We start from the raw sequence: 16,994 nt of genomic DNA on the forward strand, positions 1-16,994 counted from the left end.
GAAAGGTCAGTCGATTTCCGCCAGCAATTTGATGGCTGTCGCACCGACCTTGCGCACAGCTTCTTCGATCTGCGGGGTAGTTTTGGCAGCGTAGTTCATCCGCAGGCAATTGCGGTATTTGCCCGAGGCGGAAAAGATACTGCCGACGGCAATCTGTACGCCTTGATCGTGCAGCGCACGATTCAGTTTCAGGGTATCGAAGCCCTCCGGCAGCTCGACCCAGAGCATGAAGCTGCCCTGGGGGCGACTGGCGCGGGTTCCGGCCGGAAAATAGCGGCTGACCCAATCGATCATCACGTCGCGATTGCGTTGGTATTGGGTGCGCATCCGCCGCAAATGCGGTTCGAAATGTCCGGCCTTGAGAAATTCGGCAATCGCGATCTGCGGTTGCGGCGCGGTAGAGCCGGTGCTGATGTATTTCATGTGCAGCACCCGTTCCAGATACCGTCCCGGCGCCACCCAACCGATACGCAGCCCCGGTGCCAGGGTCTTGGAAAAGGAACTGCACAGCAGGACGCGGCCGTCTTCGTCGAAGGATTTGATCGTACGCGGACGCGGGTAGGTGTAGGCCAGTTCGCCATACACATCGTCCTCGATGATCGCCACGTCGAAACGCTGTGCGAGTGTCAACAACGCGCGTTTACGTGACTCCGGCATGATGTAGCCCAGCGGGTTGTTGCAGTTGGGGGTCAACTGTATGGCCTTGATCGGCCATTGCTCCAAGGCCAATTCCAACGCATCAAGGCTGATCCCGGTGAGCGGGTCGGTGGGGATTTCCAGGGCTTTCATGCCCAGGCCCTTGAGCGTCTGCATGGCGCCGTGAAAGCTTGGCGAGTCCACGGCGACAATGTCGCCCGGCTCGCAGATGGAGCGGATGCTGGTGGACAGCGCTTCGTGACAACCGGTGGTGATCACCAGGTCGTGGGCAGTCAATTGGCAACCGGAATCGAGCAGCAGGCGGGCAATCTGTTCGCGCAGTTCGAGGGTGCCGTAGATGTTGTCGTAATACAGACCGGGCATGTCCTGCCGTCGGCTGATTCGCGCCAGGTTGCGCAGCAACGGTTTCATGGTCGGCGTGGTGATGTCCGGCATGCCGCGACCCAGTTGCACCACATCCTTGCGTGGCACCGCGCGGATCAGTTCCAGCACTTGATCCCACTGGGAAATATCCACCGGCCGCTGCGCCGGGCGGCCAATGGCCGGAAGCTCCGGCAGTTCACGACCCACCGGTACGAAGTAGCCCGACTTGGGTTTGGGTGTCGCCAGGCCGCTGTCTTCCAGCACGCGATACGCCTGCTGCACCGTGCTCAGGCTGACGCCGTGCTCAACACTCAACGCCCGCACTGACGGCAGCCGGTCGCCGGGGCGATAGAAGCCCTGTTCGATACGCGTGCCGAGCAGTTCGGCGAGGTTGACGTAAAGGGTCATGGCGCAGTCTCGGTGTGGGTGATTCGGTTGACCAGTACAGATGGGTCGAAAATAGGGGATTCAGACGCTGAAATGCAAAATCTGTATGGAATTAATACAGCCTCGTTGAATCTGTAATGCTTTTTGCCGTCGACGCATCATGAAAGCTCTGGCTACCCAAGTAAACAGGAGCAATCAAAATGAACGGCTTGAGCGATGTGCGGCTGACGTTACACAGTCAGGAACTGGCGGCAGGGCAAAACAACGGCGCACGCGAGGCGGTCATGCGCAACGCACCGTCCGGCCTGAGTCGGTGGGGCCTGTTCTGGCATCGTCTGCACACACGCAAGGCGTTGCTGGAGCTCACGCCCGAGCAGCTTAAGGACGTCGGGTTAAGTCGGGAGCAGGCGCGGGAGGAGGGGCTTAAACCGTTTTGGCGGATTTGAGTCTTGTGGTGTCCTTGCGGCCGCCATCGCGGGCAAGCCGTGCTCCTACAGGTCATGCGTCGTTCTTGAGATCAACACTAACCTGTAGGAGCACGGCTTGCCCGCGATGGCGTCGCTACAGGCGCTGAAAAATTTTTAGACCAACTCTTTAAGCCGATGCCACAACATCCCCAACGCCAACAACGGCGAGCGCAAATGCTTGCCGCCAGGAAAGGTGATATGCGGCACCTTGGCAAACAGATCGAACCCTCCACCCTGTTGGCCACTGATAGCTTCAGCCAACAACTTCCCCGCGAGGTGCGTGGCGTTCACGCCATGACCGGAATAAGCCTGCGCGTAATACACATTCGGCTGATCCTTGAGTCGCCCGATCTGCGGCAGACGGTTGGCGCCGATGCCGATCATCCCGCCCCATTGATAGTCGATCTTGACCCCGGCCAGTTGCGGGAAAACCTCCAGCATCTTCGGCCGCATGTAGGCGGCGATGTCCTTCGGGTCGCGACCTGAATAATGGCAGGCGCCGCCGAACAGCAAGCGGCGGTCCGCCGAGAGCCGGTAGTAATCCAGTGCCACCCGTTGATCGCAGACCGCCATGTTCTGCGGCAGTAGCGAGTGAGCCAAAGCTTCGCTCAAGGGTTCGGTGGCGATGATGTAGCTGCCGGCGGGCAGCACCTTGCCGCCGAGTTCGGGATTGAGTTCATTGAGGTAGGCGTTGCAGCCCAGCACCAGCGTCTTGGCGCGGACCGAACCTTGGGCGGTATGGACCTTGACCTCGGGGCCATAATCGATGCGGGTGACTGCCGATTGTTCGAACAGCTTCACCCCCAACTGTTGGGCGGCGGCCGCTTCGCCCAATGCCAGGTTCAGCGGATGCAGGTGCCCTGAACCCATGTCGATCAAACCGCCGACGTAACGGTCGGAACCCACAACGGAATGCATTTCACTGGCTTGCAGCAGACGGGTTTCATAACGGTAACCGAGACTGCGCAGCTCTTCGGCGTCCTCGGCAAAACCTTCGAGGTCCCGGGGCTTGTTGGCCAGGTCGCAATAACCCCAAGTCAGGTCGCAAGGGATCTGAAAACGCTCGACGCGCTGTCGGACGATTTCCACCGCTTCCAGGCCCATGAGTTTCATCTGACGCACGCCGTCCGCACCGACCACGTTGGCGAACTGATCGAGGCCATGGCCGACGCCACGAATCAACTGCCCGCCATTGCGTCCGCTGGCGCCCCAACCGATTTTGTGGGCTTCGAGCAGGATCACACTGAAGCCGCGTTCGGCCAGTTCAAGCGCCGTGTTCAACCCGGAGAACCCGCCACCGACCACGCACACGTCAGCCACCAGGTCGCCTGTGAGCACCGGATGATCGGGCTGCGGCAGGCTGCTGGCGGCGTAGTAAGAAGCAGGGTGCTGGTGGTTCGGGGCAGGTTGCTGAGCACGGGCATTCATGTGCGTGTTCCTGATTCTTGTGTTTAGAAAATTTGACGGAGCATAAGCCGGACCTTCGAATACGGGCAACACTGGTCGGTTGGTGCTGTCTGGATCGGGGCTTTTACGTCAGAATCCCGCTCTATTCCGCTTTTGGTCAACGCTTCGATGAGCTGCAACAGTCAGAAAATTCGCACGCTACGGCAGCAGATTCCCTCGTTCGAGTGCGTGCCCGGCTGCCATGACTGCTGTGGGCCGGTGACCACCTCGCCGGAAGAAATGTCCCGCCTGCCGCGCAAGACCCGGGCCGAGCAGGACGCTGCGATGGATGAACTCAATTGCGTTCACCTCGGACCCAACGGCTGCACCGTGTATGACGAGCGGCCACTGATTTGCCGGTTGTTCGGCACCACCAAGACCTTGCCGTGCCCGAATGGGCGGGGGCCGGTGGAGCTGATTCATCCGCGGGTCGAGAAGCAGATTCATGAGTACATGGCTTCGACGCGGCAGGTCCTGGTCTAAGCGTCGCCAGTTAAAAGATCGCAGCCTTCGGCAGCTCCTACGTCGGAATGCGTACACCTGTAGGAGCTGCCGAAGGCTGCGATCTTTTGATCTTCAATCCGGAATCGGCAGGTTCAAGCTCTCTTTCACTTCTTCCATCACGATGTAGCTCTTGGATTCGCGCACATGCGGCAGCTTGAGCAGGATGTCGCCCAGCAACTTGCGGTACGAGGCCATCTCGGAAATCCGCGCCTTCACCAAATAGTCGAAATCCCCTGACACCAAATGGCACTCCAGCACGTGGGGAAGCTTCAGGACCGCGCGTCGGAACTCTTCGAAAGTATCGCCGGATTTGTAGTCGAGGCTGATCTCGACGAACACCAGAAGACTACCCTTGAGGTGCTGCGGATTGAGCCGGGCGTTGTAGCCCATGATGATCCCTTCGCGCTCCAGCCGCCGGACCCGCTCGGTACATGGCGTGGTCGAGAGCCCGACCTTTTCCCCCAGCTCGGTGAAGGAGATGCGTCCGTCCGCTTGTAGGATCCGCAGGATGTTGCGGTCGATCTTGTCCAGCTCACGTTTGGTCTGAGTGTTGGTACGCATAGGGGATGCGCCTCCGTGAAAAGCGTTTTTGCCGAGAATTCTCGCCAAATATAGGCACTTATATAGTGAAAAGCACTGCCTAATCTTTTTTACACTGCGCACATCAATGCTCGACAACTACGAACGTCAGCGGCAAGCCGCGATGAGGGATATGAAAATGCGCGTTATGGTCTTGGGTAGCGGCGTCATCGGTACCACCAGTGCTTACTATCTGGCGCGTGCCGGATTTGAAGTGGTGGTCGTGGACCGTCAGCCAGCCGCTGCGATGGAGACCAGTTTCGCCAACGCCGGGCAGGTTTCGCCGGGTTATGCCTCGCCGTGGGCCGCGCCGGGCGTGCCGCTCAAGGCCATCAAGTGGCTGTTGCAGCGTCACGCACCGCTGGCGATCAAGGCCACCGCCGACATCGACCAATACCTGTGGATGGCGCAGATGCTGCGCAACTGCACCGCCAACCGTTATGCGGTGAACAAAGAGCGCATGGTCCGCCTGTCCGAGTACAGCCGTGACTGCCTCGACGAATTGCGCGCCGAAACCGGTATTGCCTACGAAGGCCGCAGCCTCGGTACTACCCAACTGTTCCGCACCCAGGCTCAACTCGACGGCGCCTGGAAAGACATCGCCGTGCTGAAAGAGTCCGGCGTGCCGTTCGAACTGCTCGACCGCGCCGGCATTGCCCGCGTTGAGCCTGCGCTGGCCAGCGTCACCGACATCCTCGCCGGTGCCCTGCGCCTGCCGAACGACCAGACTGGCGATTGCCAGATGTTCACCACCCGCCTGGTCGAAATGGCGACCAAACTGGGTGTGGAATTCCGCTTCGACCAGGACATTCAGCGTCTCGACTACGCCGGCGATCGCATCAACGGCGTATGGATCGACGGCAAGCTGGAAACCGCTGATCGCTACGTGCTGGCCCTGGGCAGCTACTCGCCGCAACTGCTCAAGCCGCTGGGGATCAAGGCACCGGTGTATCCGCTCAAGGGTTATTCCTTGACTGTGCCGATCACCAACCCGGCGATGGCCCCGACTTCGACTATTCTCGACGAGACCTACAAGGTTGCGATCACCCGTTTCGACAACCGCATCCGCGTCGGTGGCATGGCTGAAATAGCCGGTTTTGACCTGTCGCTGAACCCGCGTCGGCGCGAAACCCTGGAGATGATCGTCAACGACCTCTATCCTCAGGGCGGCGATCTGGCCCAGGCCAGTTTCTGGACCGGTCTGCGTCCGACTACGCCGGACGGTACACCGATCGTGGGTGCTACGCCGTTCAGCAATCTGTTTTTGAACACGGGTCACGGCACGCTTGGTTGGACCATGGCGTGCGGTTCCGGTCGCTTGCTGGCCGATCTGATGGCGAAGAAAACGCCGCAGATCAGCGCCGAAGGCCTCGATATTTCCCGTTATGGAAAAAAACTTCAGGAGTCTGCAAAACATGTCAATCCAGCGCCAGCTCACCAATGAGCGCATGAGCCAGATCGTAGTCCACAGCGGTACCGTGTATCTGGCAGGGCAGGTCGGCGACGATATGAACGCCGGGATTGAACAGCAGACCCGTGAAACGCTTGCCAACATCGAGCGTTTGCTGGATCTGGCCGGGACCGACAAGAGCCGTCTGCTGTCGGTAACGATTTACTTGAAAGACATTGATGCACACTTTGAAGGCATGAATGCGGTCTGGGACAAGTGGCTGCCAAAAGGCGTCGCCCCGGCCCGTGCCACCGTTGAATCGAAGTTGTGCGAACCGGAAATCCTGGTTGAGCTGTCGGTTGTCGCCGCTCTGCCATAAACCCGTCAGAAAGATCCCTCTCCCGGTGCTACTGGCGGTTCACGCCGTCAGCCAGCGCCGGTTTTTCTTCCCATGACCGCCTAGAAGTCTGCCGCCATGCGTCCAGCCCGTGCCCTGATCGACCTTCAAGCCCTGCGTCACAACTACCAAATCGCCCGTGAAGTCACGGGGGCCAAGGCCCTCGCGGTGATCAAGGCCGATGCCTACGGCCATGGCGCGGTGCGTTGCGCCCAGGCGCTGGAAGCCGAGGCAGACGGTTTTGCCGTGGCCTGTATTGAGGAGGCCCTGGAGCTGCGAGCCGCGGGCATTCGTGCGCCGGTGTTGTTGCTGGAAGGTTTTTTCGAAGCCGATGAGTTGTCACTGATCGTCGAGCATGATTTCTGGTGTGTGGTGCATTCGCTGTGGCAGCTCGAAGCCATCGAGAACGCTGCACTGAGCAAGCCGATCACGGTCTGGCTCAAACTCGATTCGGGCATGCATCGGGTGGGCTTGCATCCAAAGGATTATCAGGCGGGCTATCAACGACTGCTGGCCAGTGGCAAGGTGGCGAAGATTGTTCTGATGAGCCACTTCGCCCGGGCCGATGAGCTGCACAGTCAGGCCAGTATCGAGCAGGTCGCGGTGTTCGAAGCGGCGCGTCAGGGCTTGTCGGCCGAGGTCAGCCTGCGCAATTCGCCGGCAGTGCTCGGTTGGCCGCAGATTCCAAGTGACTGGGTTCGCCCGGGCATCATGCTCTACGGCGCGACTCCGTTTGAAGAGGCCAATGCCGTGGCGTCCCGCCTGCAACCGGTGATGACCCTCGAATCGAAAGTGATTTGCGTGCGTGAACTGCCGGCCGGCGAGCCGATCGGTTACGGCGCCAAATTCATCACCCAGAAACCGATGCGCGTGGGCGTGGTGGCCATGGGTTACGCCGATGGCTATCCACGTCAGGCACCGACCGGTACGCCAGTGATGGTCGCCGGGCAGCGCAGCCAGTTGATTGGCCGGGTGTCGATGGACATGCTCTGCATCGACCTGACCGATGTGCCGCAAGCCGGCCTCGGTTCGACCGTCGAATTGTGGGGCAAAAACATTCTCGCCAGCGACGTGGCCGCGGCCGCAGGCACGATTCCTTACCAGATCTTCTGCAACCTGCGTCGGGTGCCAATGCTCTATTCCGGGGCTTAGGTCAAAGCGCCCCGACCGAAAGTCGCTTCACCGAACAGGATTCAGGTCCAAGTGTTGTAAATACTGAACGCTGTCGCCATGATAACGCTCATATTCCTACAACCTGAATCCCTGGAGGCTCCAGCATTGGACGTCGGTGAACGACTGCAATCCATCCGTAAGCTCAAAGGACTTTCCCAGCGTGAACTCGCCAAACGCGCGGGCGTCACCAACAGCACCATTTCGATGATCGAGAAGAACAGCGTCAGCCCCTCGATCAGTTCGCTGAGGAAAGTATTGGGCGGGATTCCCATGTCCATGGTCGAGTTCTTTTCCGAAGAGATCCTGCAGGAAAAACCGACTCAGATCGTCTACAAAGCCAACGAGCTGATCGATATTTCCGATGGCGCAGTGACCATGAAACTGGTCGGCAGGGCTCATCCGAGCCGGGCCATCGCGTTCCTCAATGAAATCTATCCGCCAGGCGCCGACACCGGTGACGAGATGCTCACCCATGAGGGCGAGGAAACCGGGATTCTGCTCGAAGGTCGACTCGAACTGGTGGTAGGGCTTGAAACTTTTGTGCTCGAAGCCGGCGACAGCTACTACTTTGAAAGTACAAAACCGCACCGTTTCCGTAATCCGTTCGATGCGCCAGCGCGACTAATCAGCGCAGCTACTCCAGCGAATTTCTAATAAAAGAGGCATCCCGCGAGCATTGCGCAGGTGCCCGAGTTGTTTTTCCGCCACGCATAAGACCCCTTCGACTTTAGGGTTGTTTCAGTGTGGCGGGCTTACCGTTATACTTGCGCCCGCCTGCGAACCGTGGCCGTGGGCGTGACTAGCCACCATTGAGGGTGAACGCGTGAATCTAATTATGAAAATGCTGGCCGTACCAGCAACCGTATTGGCCCTTTGGGCAGTCAGCGCACAAGCTGCGACCAACGACGATATTGCTAAACGCCTTGAGCCAGTCGGCCAGGTTTGCGTTCAGGGTAAAGAGTGCAAGGGGATGGAAGTCGCTGCTTCTGCTGGCGGCGGTGGTGGTGCCAAAACGCCTGACGAAGTGATTGCCAAACATTGCAACGCTTGCCACGGCACCGGCCTGTTGGGCGCGCCGAAAATCGGTGATGCCGCAGCCTGGGGCGAGCGCGCCAAGAAGGAAGGCGGTGTTGACGGCTTGCTGGCGAAAGCCATCTCCGGCCTCAATGCAATGCCTCCAAAAGGCACCTGCGCCGATTGCGCAGACGCCGAACTCAAAGGCGCCATCCAGAAGATGTCCGGCCTGAAATAAGCCTTCATCTTCATCAAAAAGCCGCTTTCGAGCGGCTTTTTTGTGCCTGCGATTTACGCCTGAGACTGTTCATTGCAGCAAAGACCCGGCAAGCTCGGTCCAACCCCAATTCACGGAATGTAAGGGAGGATCAGATGGTCCAGCTGTGTTCTATCGAGCAAGCGGTCGATGATGTCCTGGCACGGTTGCCGGCGCATATCCACATGGGCCTGCCCCTCGGTCTGGGCAAACCCAACCACTTCGTCAACGCGCTGTTTCAACGCATCGCGCAGTTGCCCGAGCGGCAGCTGACGATCTACACCGCCCTGTGCCTGGGCCGTCCTTCCTTGGGCGACGGTTTGCAAAAGCGCTTTCTCGAGCCCTTCATCGAGCGGGTTTTTGGCGATTATCCGGAACTGGATTTCCTGGCCGACCTGCATCGCGACAGCCTGCCGCCCAACATTCATATCCAGCAATTCTTCATGCAGCCCGGCAGCTTGCTTCACAGCGCACAGGCCCAGCAGGATTACGTCAGTAGCAATTACAGCCACGCCGCGCGGGACATCAACGCCGCCGGGTTGAACCTGGTGGCGCAATTGGTGGCGAGCCACAGCGAGCACCCCGACCGCCTGAGCCTGAGCTGCAACCCGGACATCACCCTCGACCTGTTCCCCATGATCGCCAAGCGTCGGGCAGCGGGGGAGACGATCTTGCTGGTGGGCCAGGTGCACAACGATTTGCCGTACATGCCGGGCGATGCCGAAATCGCTATCGACACGTTCGACCTGTTGATCGACGAGAAGGACAGCACCACGCTGTTCTCCACGCCGAACATGCCGGTGGGTTTCCAGGATCACTTCATCGGGTTGCACGCCAGCACGCTGGTGCGCGACGGCGGCACTTTACAGATCGGCATCGGCGCCATGGGTGATGCCCTGACTGCTGCGCTGCTGGCGCGGCAGGCCGACAATGACGGTTACAAGGCGTTGCTGGCGGAGGTGAATCTCAGCCAGTGGGCGCAACTCATCGACCGCGAAGGTGGCGTCGAACCTTTCGCCAAGGGCCTTTACGGTTGCAGCGAAATGTTCGTCAACGGCTTGCTGGTGCTAGCTGACGCCGGGATCGTGCGGCGCAAGGTCTACCCCGATGTGCCGACCCAGCAACAAGCCAATGCCGGCACGCTGGATGAAGCCGCGCAGACTGACGGCATCTCGGTGCATGGCGGTTTCTTCCTTGGCCCGCGCAGTTTCTATGAGCGCCTGCGCGAGTTGCCGCAGAGCAAGCGGCTCGAATTCAACATGACCCGCATCAGCTACATCAACGAGCTCTACGGTCAGGAAGAACTCAAACGCTTGCAGCGCCTCGATGCGCGTTTCATCAACACCGTGTTCACCATGACCTTGCTGGGTGCAGGCGTGGCCGATCAGCTCGAAGGCGGGCGAGTACTCAGCGGTGTCGGCGGGCAGTACAACTTCGTTGCACAAGGACATGCACTGGAAGGGGCGCGTTCGGTGTTGCTTCTGCGCAGCTGGCGCGAATCAGGCGGTGAGGTCAGTTCGAACATTGTCTGGGAGTACGGCCATTGCACGATCCCGCGACACTTGCGAGACATCGTGGTCACCGAGTACGGCATCGCCGACCTGCGGGGCAAGACCGACGCGGCGGTGATCGAGGCGTTGCTGAACATCAGCGACTCGCGTTTCCAGCCGGGGTTGATCGAACAGGCTCAGGCCGTCGGCAAGTTGCCGAAGAGTTTCCGTATTGATCCAAGGTTCGCCGACAACAGCCCGCAGCGCTTGCAGGCCATTCAGGCGCGGCATCCGCAGTTGTTTCCGGAATATCCGTTGGGCTGTGATTTCAGCGCTGAGGAGAAGGATCTATTGCGGGCGCTGAACTGGCTGAAGAGCAAATTCAAGCTCACGGAGATTCTGGAACTGGGCAAGGCAGCGCTGGATGCGCCGGAGCCTTCGGAATTTCCGATGCACCTGGAGCGGATGCAGCTGACCAACCCGGAAGGGCTGAAAGAGGATTTGTTTCAACGGCTACTGCTCACCGGCCTGAAAGCCACCGCGCAATAACAGCCAACACAAAACCCTGTAGGAGCCGAGCTTGCTCCGGGCGGCGATCCGACGATGGCGTCGGGACAGTCAACATTGATGTTGAATGTTAGGCCCTAATCGCGAGCAAGCTCGGCTCCTACAGGGTTTGCGGTGCGATCATGTGCAGTGTGGCTTTTATTCGATGAAGGTTACGACGCCGCCAGCCAGCGATTGAACGCGGGCCAGGGATTCAACGCGATAACCCTGCGCATCCAGTTCCGCACGGCCGCCCTGGAACGACTTCTCGATCACGATCCCCAAACCCGCCACAGTCGCGCCGGCCTGTTTGATGATCGAGATCAGCGCTTGCGACGCCTTACCGTTGGCCAAAAAGTCATCGATGATCAGCACGCGATCGCTGCTGGTCAGGTGGCGCGGGGAGATCGCCACGGTGCTTTCGGTCTGCTTGGTGAACGAGTAAACGGTCGCCGACAGCAGGTTTTCGGTCAGGGTCAGGGACTGATGCTTGCGCGCAAAAATCACCGGTACGCCGAGGTTCAGACCGGTCATGATCGCCGGCGCGATGCCCGAGGCTTCGATGGTGACGATCTTGGTGATGCCCGAATCCTTGAACAGCGAGGCGAATTCGTCGCCGATCAGCTTCATCAGGGCCGGGTCGATCTGGTGGTTCAGAAAGGCGTCGACTTTCAGGACCTGGTCGGAAAGCACGATGCCTTCTTCGCGAATTTTCTTGTGCAGTGCTTCCATGAAGCGTTCCTCTAAGGACGGCTATGCGTCTAAGGCTGGTTAAAAAGTAGTCGATTCTAGCGCTTTAACATCGCGCGTATATCTGCCAATGCGGTATTGCCGCGAACGGCTTTGACTTCAACGGGCGTGTCGTCGGTGCCTTCCCAAGCCAGGTCGTCCGGTGGCAGCTCATCGAGGAAGCGGCTCGGCGCACAATCGATGATCTCGCCGTATTGCTTACGCTTGGCGGCGAAGGTGAAGGCCAGCGTCTGACGCGCTCGGGTAATTCCGACGTAGGCCAAGCGACGTTCTTCTTCGATGGTGTCGGCTTCGATACTGGAACGGTGCGGAAGGATTTCCTCTTCCATGCCCATGATGAACACGTAAGGGAATTCCAGACCCTTGGAGGCGTGCAGGGTCATCATCTGCACACCTTCGGCACCGTCTTCCTCTTCCTGCTGACGTTCGAGCATGTCGCGCAGGACGAGTTTGCCGATGGCGTCTTCGACGGTCATCTCGCCTTCTTCGTCTTTTTCGAGGGTGTTCTTCAACGCCTCGATCAGGAACCAGACGTTACCCATGCGGTAATCGGCGGCCTTGTCGCTGGAACTGTTGGTGCGCAGCCAGTTCTCGTAGTCGATGTCCATGACCATGCTGCGCAGCGCCGAGATCGGGTCTTCACCGGCGCATTGCTCGCGGACTTTGTCCATGAAGCGCTTGAAGCGCGACAGACGATCGGTGAAGCGCGTATCCAGATGCTCGCCCAGACCGATTTCGTCGGTGGCGGCGTACATCGAGATTTTGCGTTCGGTGGCGTAGTTGCCAAGCTTTTCCAGCGTGGTCGAGCCGATCTCCCGACGTGGGACGTTGATCACCCGCAGGAAGGCGTTGTCGTCGTCCGGGTTCACGATCAGGCGGAAGTAGGCCATCAGGTCTTTCACTTCCTGACGTCCGAAAAAGCTGTTGCCGCCGGACAGGCGATACGGAATCTGGTGGTGTTGCAGCTTCAGCTCGATCAGCTTGGCCTGGTAGTTACCGCGATACAGGATCGCAAAATCGCTGTAGGGCCGATCCGTGCGCAAGTGCAGGGTCAGCAGTTCCACGGCCACGCGCTCGGCTTCGGCGTCTTCGTTGCGGCAACGGATTACGCGGATCTCGTCGCCGTGGCCCATCTCGCTCCACAGCTGCTTTTCGAATTCGTGCGGGTTGTTCGAGATCAGCACGTTGGCGCAGCGCAGGATGCGGCTGGTGGAGCGATAGTTTTGCTCCAGCATCACCACTTTCAGGGACGGGTAATCGTCCTTGAGCAGCATCAGGTTTTCCGGCCGGGCGCCGCGCCAGGCGTAGATCGACTGGTCGTCATCGCCCACCACGGTGAACTGGTTGCGTATGCCGATGAGCAATTTCACCAGCAAATACTGGCTGGCGTTGGTGTCCTGGTATTCGTCCACCAGCAGGTAGCGGACTTTGTTCTGCCATTTTTCGAGGATGTCGGCGTGTTCCTGGAACAGCTTCACCGGCAGCAGGATCAGGTCGTCGAAGTCCACCGCGTTGAACGCCTTGAGCGTGCGCTGATAGTGGGTGTAGACGATGGCGGCGGTCTGTTCCTTGGGGTTGCGCGCGTTTTCCAGGGCTTCGGGCGGCAGGATCAGGTCGTTCTTCCACGAGCCGATCATGTTCTTGATCTCGTCGACGCCGTCGTCGCCCGAGTATTCCTTCTGCATGATGTCGGTCATCAGGGCTTTGACGTCGGTCTCGTCGAAGATCGAGAAACCCGGCTTGTAGCCCAGCCGCACGTGTTCCTTGCGGATGATGTTCAGGCCCAGATTGTGGAAGGTGCAGACGGTCAGGCCGCGGCCTTCGCCGCCCTTGAGCAGGGTGCCGACCCGTTCCTTCATCTCGCGCGCGGCCTTGTTGGTAAAGGTCATGGCGACGATGTACTGGGCGCGGATGCCACAGTTCTGGATCAGATGCGCAATTTTGCGGGTGATCACGCTGGTCTTGCCGGAGCCTGCACCGGCGAGCACCAAAAGAGGGCCGCCGACGTAGCTCACGGCTTCTTGCTGCCGGGGATTGAGTCGGGACATACGAAATCAGGGAGTCGTTTGCGAAATGGGCCGGCATTTTAACAGGCTCAGCGAATTGTGCTGCTCTCTCCGACTTGTGACGCAGCACGCTATCTATATTTGCCGGTTTTGATACTTTCACGCAGGATGCGCGATGAATGTGCGTCTATTGTTCGTTATTCAAGATACAAAGCCGCGTTTGATAACCGAGGTCATTTGGTCATTGGTTACCGGCGCTGCATAATGCCCGCCGCCTACATCTTTGCAGAGTCTAGGGAGCTAGCTTGTCTACGCCTGTCGAACCCTTGCGTTTGCTGCTACTGGCCGAAGAGCCAGCGTGGGCAGCGTTGTTGCGCGAGTGCCTGGCTCCGATGGGGAGCTCGACCGTGCTGATCAGCGCGCCGAGCTGGGAGTCGGTCAGCAGTCTGTTCGATGACAACCGCGGTGCGGTGTTGTTGACGATTCCAGCGCTTCAACCTCTACCTGGCCGTTGCAGCCTGCCGACGGTATTGCTGCTCGAACATGAGCCGCTGTCGCCGCCCGATGGGGTGAGTGACTGGCTGGTGCGCGATGTACTCGATCCCGGCATGTTGCGCCGGTGCCTGCGGCATGTGCGCGAACGTGGCCTGCTGGAAAACACCCTGCAGCGCCTGGCCGAGCAAGACCCGCTGACCGGCATCGCCAACCGCCAGGGTTTCCAGACCTTGCTGGCAGCACGCCTGGCGGAAAACGACGGCCGCGGCCTGGCCCTCGGTCACCTTGATCTCGACAACTTCCGTCACGCCAACGATGCCCTCGGCCACCAGGCCGGTGACCGGTTGATCCTGCAGGTGGTCGCGCGGCTGAAAAGCCAGCTTGAGGCCAGCGATCAGTTGGCCCGACTGGGCAGTGATGAGTTCGCCCTGCTGATCGACACCCGCCGTGCGCCTCAGCGCGCCGAATGGATGGCCGAACGCATTACCGAAGCCCTGTCCGAACCCTATTGGGTCGACGGCGAAAGCCTGTTGATCGGTTCCAGCCTCGGCATCGCTCACGCACGAGCGCAGGCCGGCGCCGACCCATTGATGTGGCACGCACACATCGCCATGCAACAAGCCAAAAGTACTCAGGGCTGTACCTTTCACATCTTCAACGAACGCATCAATCGCAATGCCCGCAGCATGGCCGATCTCGAAAGCGAGCTGCGCCGGGCGTTGCGTCGGGATGAACTGGAACTGCATTACCAGCCTCGCCTGAACCTAGAGGACGGGCAGATCGTCGGCCTCGAAGCCTTGGTGCGCTGGCGTCATGGCGAGCGCGGCTTGCTGCCACCGAGCGAATTCGTGCCGCTGGCCGAGCAAAGCGGCTTGATTGTGCCGCTCGGTTACTGGGTGATTTCCCGCGCCCTGCGCGACATGCAAGCGTTGCGCGAACGGGGTTTGCCGGCGTTGCACATGGCGATCAACCTGTCGTTCCGGCAGTTTCAGGACAGCCAATTGTTGTCGACTCTGAGCCGGCTGATTGCCGAGCGCGGTGTCGAGGCGCAATGGCTGGAGTTCGAACTGACTGAAACCGCGGTGATGCGCCGCAGCGATCTGGTGAAGCAGACCATGGATGCGTTGGGGCGTCTGGGTGTGCGCTTCTCCCTCGATGATTTCGGCACCGGGTTCTCTTCGTTTGTGCACCTCAACAGCCTGCCGATTACCTTGCTGAAGATCGATAAGAGCTTTGTCGGCGGCATGGAACAGCGCGAAGAGAATCGCAAACTGGTCCACGCGATGATCAATCTGGCGCACAACCTCAATCTTGAAGTGGTCGCCGAGGGCGTAGAAACGCCGGAGCAACTGGATCTGTTGCGCGGGTTTGGCTGCGATCAGGTGCAGGGCTATCTGATCAGCAAGCCGTTGCCGCTGGCGGAGTTGGTTGAGTACCTTACGTTCGGTAGCAGTCAGCAGCCCGCCCAGGAAGTCGTGAACTAACGAGGATCCTGTAGGAAGCAAGGCTTGCCCGCGATGCAGGCGACACGGTCTTGCAGGCACACCGCGTTATCGTTCATCGCGGGCAAGCCTTGCTCCTACAGGGATCTCAGTCTGGCTGAGCGATTTGGAAACTTGCCCCTGACGATGGCTCCTGCCGAATCATCCGCTTCATCTTCCACTCAAACGCCCACGTCAGGCTCACCGCCGCACACGCCAGCCCCAGCGCCAATCCCCACCAGACACCCGTCGGCCCCCAATTCAAATGGAAGGCCATCCACCAGGCGGCTGGCGCGCCAATCAGCCAATAACAGCCCAAACCCACGAGGAACGTGGTCTTGGCATCCTTGAGCCCGCGAATGCAGCCCATGGCGATGGTTTGCGTGCCGTCGAACAGCTCGAACCACGCGGCGACCGCCAACAGGCTCACGGCCAGGTTGATGACATCGCGAAACGCCGGGTCGTTGTGGTCCAGGAACAAACCGATCAACTGATTCGGCAGCAACCAGAAGACCATGGCGAAGGCAAGCATCGCCGCCGCGCCGAAAGCGATGCCGACCCGTCCGGCCAGCCGCGCATTCAGCAGCTGCCCGGCGCCGTAGTGCTGCCCGATGCGCATGGTGATCGCATAGGAAATCCCCGCCGGAATCATGAACGCCACCGAGACGATTTGCAGGGCGATCTGGTGTGCGCCCATTTGCGTACTGCCCATGGTGCCCATGCACAGCGCGGCGAACGCAAACAGTCCGACTTCCACCGCGTAGGTACCACCAATCGGCAGGCCCAGGCGCCACAGTTCCTTCAGATACTGACGGTCAGGCCGCGACAGGCCTTGGCGCAAGGGATAAGCGTCGTAGGCCGGATGCCGACGGATGTGCCAGGCCAGCGCCAGCGCCATGCAGTTGGCGACAACAGCGGTGACCAGCCCGATGCCCATCAGCCCCAGTTTCGGCAGGCCGAACATGCCGGTAATCAATGCGTAATTGAGCAGGAAGTTAGCCACGGTGCCGCCGAGGCTGATGACCATCACCGGGGTTGCCCGGCCGATGGCGCTGGTGAAGCCGCGCAAGGCCATGAAGCTCAGGTAGCCGGGCAGGGCGAACGGCAGGATCAGCAGGAACTGCCCGGCCGCGTGGACATTGGTTTCGGTCTGGCCGAACAGCAGCAACACCGGTTTGAGGTTCCACAGCAGCAGCCCGGCCACCAACGCCATCAACCACGCCAGCCATAACCCGGCCTGGGTCAGCCTGGCGGCGCCGACGATGTCGCCGGCACCCTGACGGATCGCCACCAGGGTGCCGACCGCGGCGATCACGCCAATGCAGAAGATCGACACGAACGAATAAGTTGCTGCGCCCAGGCCGCCACCGGCCAGCGCTTCGGGACTCAGGCGCGCCATCATCAAAGTGTCGGTGAGGACCATCAGCATGTGCGCCAACTGCGAGGCAATCAACGGCCCCGCCAGCCGCAGGATGGCCCAGAGTTCGGTACGTGCTGGATGCTGCATGGTCATCACGCTCGGTAATTAAAGAGGGACAGGAAAGCGTCGATTCTCGGCGCTCTACGGGGTTTGCACAAAGGGATAAAAAGGAT

At 59.9% G+C, this 16,994-nt stretch carries 15 protein-coding genes; 9 read left to right on the forward strand and 6 right to left on the reverse strand.

The window, feature by feature from the left end:
* Positions 1-6 precede the first annotated feature (6 nt).
* Positions 7-1,428, reverse strand: coding sequence for an aminotransferase-like domain-containing protein (locus PMI27_RS13055; protein ID WP_008150183.1), 1,422 nt, complete (start codon positions 1,426-1,428; stop codon positions 7-9).
* A 179-nt stretch (positions 1,429-1,607) separates the two neighbouring features.
* Between PMI27_RS13055 and PMI27_RS13050 the strand changes: the two genes are divergently transcribed.
* Positions 1,608-1,853, forward strand: coding sequence for a DUF1127 domain-containing protein (locus PMI27_RS13050; RefSeq protein WP_008150185.1), 246 nt, complete (start codon positions 1,608-1,610; stop codon positions 1,851-1,853).
* 135 nt (positions 1,854-1,988) lie between these two features.
* Here PMI27_RS13050 and PMI27_RS13045 read toward each other — a convergent pair whose 3' ends face one another.
* Positions 1,989-3,302 (reverse strand): NAD(P)/FAD-dependent oxidoreductase, encoded by a 1,314-nt coding sequence (locus PMI27_RS13045; RefSeq protein ID WP_008150187.1) that lies wholly within the window; start codon positions 3,300-3,302, stop codon positions 1,989-1,991.
* A 147-nt stretch (positions 3,303-3,449) separates the two neighbouring features.
* Between PMI27_RS13045 and PMI27_RS13040 the strand changes: the two genes are divergently transcribed.
* Positions 3,450-3,803, forward strand: coding sequence for a YkgJ family cysteine cluster protein (locus PMI27_RS13040; protein ID WP_007947437.1), 354 nt, complete (start codon positions 3,450-3,452; stop codon positions 3,801-3,803).
* A gap of 93 nt (positions 3,804-3,896) precedes the next feature.
* On the opposite strand, the gene PMI27_RS13035 is transcribed toward PMI27_RS13040, so the two are convergent.
* A complete protein-coding gene (locus PMI27_RS13035; protein WP_003206849.1) occupies positions 3,897-4,385 on the reverse strand; it encodes an Lrp/AsnC ligand binding domain-containing protein in 489 nt (162 codons plus the stop codon).
* A 157-nt stretch (positions 4,386-4,542) separates the two neighbouring features.
* Here PMI27_RS13035 and dadA point away from each other — a divergent pair, with 157 nt between their 5' ends.
* From dadA to PMI27_RS13005, 6 genes are all read left to right on the forward strand, one after another.
* A complete protein-coding gene (dadA, locus tag PMI27_RS13030) occupies positions 4,543-5,847 on the forward strand; it encodes a D-amino acid dehydrogenase (protein ID WP_033053439.1) in 1,305 nt (434 codons plus the stop codon).
* Positions 5,819-6,172, forward strand: coding sequence for a RidA family protein (locus tag PMI27_RS13025; RefSeq protein ID WP_008150191.1), 354 nt, complete (start codon positions 5,819-5,821; stop codon positions 6,170-6,172). Before dadA ends, PMI27_RS13025 begins: the two co-directional genes overlap by 29 nt.
* 96 nt (positions 6,173-6,268) lie before the next feature.
* Positions 6,269-7,342 carry an alanine racemase gene (gene alr, locus PMI27_RS13020; protein WP_008150193.1) on the forward strand — a complete coding sequence of 358 codons (1,074 nt, stop codon included), beginning with the start codon at positions 6,269-6,271 and terminating at the stop codon, positions 7,340-7,342.
* Positions 7,343-7,468: 126 nt separating this feature from the next.
* A complete protein-coding gene (locus tag PMI27_RS13015) occupies positions 7,469-8,017 on the forward strand; it encodes a cupin domain-containing protein (RefSeq protein WP_008150195.1) in 549 nt (182 codons plus the stop codon).
* Positions 8,018-8,198: 181 nt separating this feature from the next.
* Positions 8,199-8,615 (forward strand): c-type cytochrome, encoded by a 417-nt coding sequence (locus PMI27_RS13010; protein ID WP_033053381.1) that lies wholly within the window; start codon positions 8,199-8,201, stop codon positions 8,613-8,615.
* A gap of 134 nt (positions 8,616-8,749) precedes the next feature.
* A complete protein-coding gene (locus PMI27_RS13005) occupies positions 8,750-10,672 on the forward strand; it encodes an acetyl-CoA hydrolase/transferase C-terminal domain-containing protein (protein WP_008150198.1) in 1,923 nt (640 codons plus the stop codon).
* A gap of 156 nt (positions 10,673-10,828) precedes the next feature.
* Here the strand turns inward: PMI27_RS13005 and PMI27_RS13000 are convergent, their stop codons facing one another.
* Together PMI27_RS13000 and rep are read right to left on the reverse strand one after the other, a co-directional pair.
* Entirely contained in the window at positions 10,829-11,401 is a 573-nt protein-coding gene (locus tag PMI27_RS13000) for a xanthine phosphoribosyltransferase (protein ID WP_008150200.1), read from the reverse strand.
* 56 nt (positions 11,402-11,457) lie between these two features.
* A complete protein-coding gene (gene rep / locus PMI27_RS12995) occupies positions 11,458-13,467 on the reverse strand; it encodes a DNA helicase Rep (protein ID WP_008150203.1) in 2,010 nt (669 codons plus the stop codon).
* 263 nt (positions 13,468-13,730) lie between these two features.
* On the opposite strand from rep, the gene PMI27_RS12990 reads away from it, so the two are divergent.
* The gene (locus PMI27_RS12990) at positions 13,731-15,404 is read left to right on the forward strand and encodes a putative bifunctional diguanylate cyclase/phosphodiesterase (RefSeq protein WP_008150205.1); all 1,674 of its coding nucleotides are present in this window, start codon (positions 13,731-13,733) and stop codon (positions 15,402-15,404) included.
* A 106-nt stretch (positions 15,405-15,510) separates the two neighbouring features.
* Here PMI27_RS12990 and PMI27_RS12985 read toward each other — a convergent pair whose 3' ends face one another.
* Positions 15,511-16,908: a NorM family multidrug efflux MATE transporter gene (locus tag PMI27_RS12985; protein ID WP_008150206.1), complete on the reverse strand. Its 1,398-nt coding sequence runs from the start codon at positions 16,906-16,908 to the stop codon at positions 15,511-15,513.
* Positions 16,909-16,994: the final 86 nt, after the last annotated feature.

Source organism: Pseudomonas sp. GM41(2012) (assembly GCF_000282315.2).
GTDB lineage: Bacteria > Pseudomonadota > Gammaproteobacteria > Pseudomonadales > Pseudomonadaceae > Aquipseudomonas.

Bases quoted from the DNA above. Each gene is read 5' to 3' on its own strand.
- PMI27_RS13050 (WP_008150185.1), top strand. From the start codon at position 1,608: ATGAACGGCTTGAGCGATGTGCGGCTGACGTTACACAGTCAGGAACTG.
- PMI27_RS13010 (WP_033053381.1), top strand. From the start codon at position 8,199: ATGAAAATGCTGGCCGTACCAGCAACCGTATTGGCCCTTTGGGCAGTC.
- PMI27_RS12985 (WP_008150206.1), bottom strand. From the start codon at position 16,908: ATGCAGCATCCAGCACGTACCGAACTCTGGGCCATCCTGCGGCTGGCG.
- rep (WP_008150203.1), bottom strand. From the start codon at position 13,467: ATGTCCCGACTCAATCCCCGGCAGCAAGAAGCCGTGAGCTACGTCGGC.
- alr (WP_008150193.1), top strand. From the start codon at position 6,269: ATGCGTCCAGCCCGTGCCCTGATCGACCTTCAAGCCCTGCGTCACAAC.
- PMI27_RS13040 (WP_007947437.1), top strand. From the start codon at position 3,450: ATGAGCTGCAACAGTCAGAAAATTCGCACGCTACGGCAGCAGATTCCC.
- PMI27_RS13035 (WP_003206849.1), bottom strand. From the start codon at position 4,385: ATGCGTACCAACACTCAGACCAAACGTGAGCTGGACAAGATCGACCGC.
- PMI27_RS13045 (WP_008150187.1), bottom strand. From the start codon at position 3,302: ATGAATGCCCGTGCTCAGCAACCTGCCCCGAACCACCAGCACCCTGCT.
- PMI27_RS13055 (WP_008150183.1), bottom strand. From the start codon at position 1,428: ATGACCCTTTACGTCAACCTCGCCGAACTGCTCGGCACGCGTATCGAA.
- PMI27_RS13025 (WP_008150191.1), top strand. From the start codon at position 5,819: ATGTCAATCCAGCGCCAGCTCACCAATGAGCGCATGAGCCAGATCGTA.
- dadA (WP_033053439.1), top strand. From the start codon at position 4,543: ATGCGCGTTATGGTCTTGGGTAGCGGCGTCATCGGTACCACCAGTGCT.
- PMI27_RS13000 (WP_008150200.1), bottom strand. From the start codon at position 11,401: ATGGAAGCACTGCACAAGAAAATTCGCGAAGAAGGCATCGTGCTTTCC.
- PMI27_RS13005 (WP_008150198.1), top strand. From the start codon at position 8,750: ATGGTCCAGCTGTGTTCTATCGAGCAAGCGGTCGATGATGTCCTGGCA.